Below are 204 nucleotides of genomic sequence, written 5' to 3' on the forward strand. Positions count from 1 at the left end.
AATCGATTAAATTAGATAATGTCGTTGTAATTTTTACTTTTATTAAACCAGAGCTTTCAAACTATATCGTAGAGAAACTTACACAACTCAATATTCCCTTTGTAGACGTTATGACACCAGTTATGGATATGTTGAAAGAAAAACTAGAGGGAGGACCGTTATATGAACCAGGTCGTGTCCATAAACTCGACGCGGACTATTTCA

Annotated in this window: 1 protein-coding gene; it reads left to right on the forward strand. The window is 34.8% G+C overall.

Going from position 1 to position 204, the window contains the following annotated elements:
* The coding region (locus HMPREF3029_RS05965) for a kinase/pyrophosphorylase (protein ID WP_168165510.1) at positions 1 to 204 on the forward strand (204 nt) is incomplete at both ends.

The organism is Nosocomiicoccus sp. HMSC059G07, assembly GCF_001815515.1.
In the GTDB taxonomy this organism is placed as follows: Bacteria; Bacillota; Bacilli; order Staphylococcales; family Salinicoccaceae; genus Nosocomiicoccus; species Nosocomiicoccus ampullae_A.